Here is a 3,052-nt window from a genome sequence, read left to right as displayed (position 1 = left end):
CCGGACGCGGGGAACCGCTCGGCTCTGTTCGAGGATGTGACGTTGGTGGCTGCTGACGACGAGAAGTACATGGAGTATCTGAAGCGGGTGACGACCGAGCTCAAGCAGACCCGTCGCCAGCTTCGCGAAGCCGAGGGCAGGGACCAGGAGCCCATCGCCATCGTCGCGATGAGCTGCCGCTACCCCGGAAGCGTGCGTACTCCGGAAGACCTGTGGCAACTGGTCGCCGAAGGCGGCGACGCCGTCTCCGGCTTCCCGGTCGACCGCGGCTGGGACGTCGACGCGGCATACGACCCGGACCCGGAGAAGCCGGGCTCGATCTCGGTGCGCGAAGGCGGCTTCCTCCACGACGCGGGGTACTTCGACCCGGCGTTCTTCGGGATGAGCCCGCGGGAGGCACTGGCCACCGACCCGCAGCAACGACTGCTGCTCGAAGTGGCCTGGGAGGCCTTCGAACGCGCGGGAATCGACCCGGCGTCGGTGCGCGGCTCCAACGGCGGAGTATTCGTCGGCGCCGCCACCTCCGGGTACGGCGTCGGCGTCGCCGACCTGCCCGAAGGCGTTCAGGGGCTGCTCCTCGCCGGGAACGCCACCTCCGTGGCCTCCGGCCGGATCGCCTACACCCTCGGCCTCGAAGGCCCCGCCGTCACGGTCGACACGGCCTGCTCCTCCTCGCTGGTCGCCCTGCACTGGGCCTGCCATGCCCTGCGCCGCGGCGAATGCGATCTGGCGCTGGCCGGCGGGGTCGCCGTGATGTGCACCCCGGCCATGTTCTTCGAGTTCAGCAGGCAGCGCGGCCTGGCGGCCGACGGCCGCTGCAAGCCGTTCTCCGACGACGCGGACGGCACCGGCTGGTCGGAGGGCGCCGGCATGCTGCTCGTCGAGCGGCTCTCCGACGCGCGGAAGAACGGCCATCCGGTGCTGGCCGTCGTCCGGGGCACCGCCATCAACTCCGACGGTGCGTCCAACGGCCTGACCGCCCCCAACGGCCCCTCCCAGCAGCGAGTGATCCGCTCCGCGCTGTCCCGGGCGGGACTCTCGCCGAGCGATGTCGACGCCGTCGACGCCCACGGGACGGGTACCTCGCTGGGGGACCCCATCGAGGCACAGGCGCTGCTCGCCACCTACGGGAAGGACCGTGCGGACCACGGGCCGCTGCGGCTCGGCTCGCTCAAGTCCAACATCGGCCACACCCAGTCGGCGGCCGGTGTCGGCAGCGTCATCAAGATGGTGATGGCCATGCACCACGGGTCGCTCCCGAAGAGCCTGCACATCTCCGAGCCGTCCCGCCACATCGAGTGGACGGCCGGCGAGGTCGAGGTGCTGAACGAGGCGATGCCCTGGCAGCAGGACGGTCGCCCGCGCCGGGCCGGTGTCTCGTCGTTCGGCATCAGCGGAACCAACGCACACGCCATTCTGGAGGAGGCACCGGAGGCCGAGGACGCCCCGGCAGCGGACGCCGAGGATGCCCCGGCAGCGGAGGGCGACGGCGAGCCCGCCCGCGCCCTGCCCCTCGTCCCCTGGGTGGTGTCCGCCCGCAGTGCGGCGGCTCTTCGCGCACAAGCGGCACGGTTGCTGACGCGGGTCAAGCAGGACGAGCTGGACCTGACCGATGTCGGCCACTCCCTGACCACCACGCGGACCGCGTTCGAACACCGTGCCGTGGTGCTCGCGGAGGACCGGGCCGCCGCCCTGCGCGCCCTGGAGGAACTGGCCACCACGGGCATCGAGGGACCGAGCGCCGACGTGGTGGGCGGCCGCACGATGCGCGGTGCCACCGCCTTCCTCTTCACCGGACAGGGTTCCCAACATGCCGGAATGGGGCGGGAGTTGTATGCCGCGTTCCCGGCCTTCGCCGCGGCATTCGACGAGGCGTGCGCCCTGCTCGACACCCAGCTGGAACGCCCCCTGCGCGACGTCCTCTTCGGCGAGGACCCCGATGCCCTCCACCGGACGGCCTTCACCCAGCCCGCGCTCTTCGCCGTGGAAGTGGCGCTCTACCGGCTGATCGAGTCCTGGGGACTCAAGCCCAAATATCTGGTGGGTCATTCCATCGGTGAGTTGGCGGCTGCGCATGTGGCGGGGGTGTGGTCGCTGGAGGATGCGTGCCGTCTGGTCGCTGCCCGCGGCCGGTTGATGGAGGCGTTGCCGGCGGGTGGGGCGATGGTGTCGCTTCAGGCGTCGGAATCCGAGGTGTTGCCGTTGCTGGAGGGGCTTGAGCAGCGGGTGAGTGTGGCTGCGGTGAATGGTCCGCAGGCGGTGGTGGTTTCCGGTGAGGAGTCGGCGGTTGCGGAGATCGCCGGGCGTTTTGAGTCCGAGGGTCGGAAGGTGAAGCGGCTGCAGGTCAGCCATGCCTTCCACTCGCCTCTGATGGAGCCGATGCTGGAGGAGTTCCGGGCGGTCGCCGAGAGCGTGGCGTATGCGGAGCCGCGCATCCCGGTGGTCTCGAATGTGACCGGCGAACTCGCCACGGCGGAGCAGCTGACGTCTCCCGACTACTGGGTGCGGCATGTGCGGGACGCCGTCCGGTTCGCCGACGGTGTGCGGTGGCTCGCAGAACACGGCGTGACTCGGCTCCTGGAGCTGGGCCCCGGAGGCACCCTGACCGCGATGGCACAGGCCTGCCTCTCGGACGCGGGGGACGACGACACCGAGCGGATGTTCCTCGCCTCCCTGCGGACGAACCGGCCCGAGACCACGTCGCTGATGTCGGCGGTGGCCCGCGCCTTTGCGTCGGGCGCACCGATCGACTGGGCGGCGTACTTCGCGGGCACCGGGGCGCAGCGGGTGGCTCTGCCCACGTACGCGTTCCAGCGCGAGCGCTACTGGCTGGAATCGACGGGCGCCACACCCGAGCCGCGCGAGCAGTCCGTCGTGGACGGCTGGCGGTACCGGGTGGAGTGGAAGCCGTTGGTGGGGCTGTCGGGTGGGGTGTTGCTGGGTGGTCGTTGGCTTGTGGTGGTGGGTGTGGGTGATGTGTGGTCCGAGGCTGTGGTGGAGGGGTTGGCGGCGTGTGGTGTGGCGGTTGAGCGGGTGGAGTGTGTTGCGGGGG

Annotated in this window: 1 protein-coding gene; it reads left to right on the top strand. The window is 70.8% G+C overall.

Going from position 1 to position 3,052, the window contains the following annotated elements:
• Nucleotides 1-45 precede the first annotated feature (45 nt).
• Nucleotides 46-3,052: type I polyketide synthase (locus tag ACF088_RS40740; protein ID WP_392381046.1), on the top strand; the 3,007-nt coding region annotated here is incomplete at its 3' end.

Source organism: Streptomyces sp. NPDC015125 (assembly GCF_043080045.1).
Classification (GTDB): domain Bacteria; phylum Actinomycetota; class Actinomycetes; order Streptomycetales; family Streptomycetaceae; genus Streptomyces.
The sequence above is the reverse complement of the archived record's forward strand: the minus strand, read 5'-3'. Positions and strand labels throughout refer to the sequence as shown.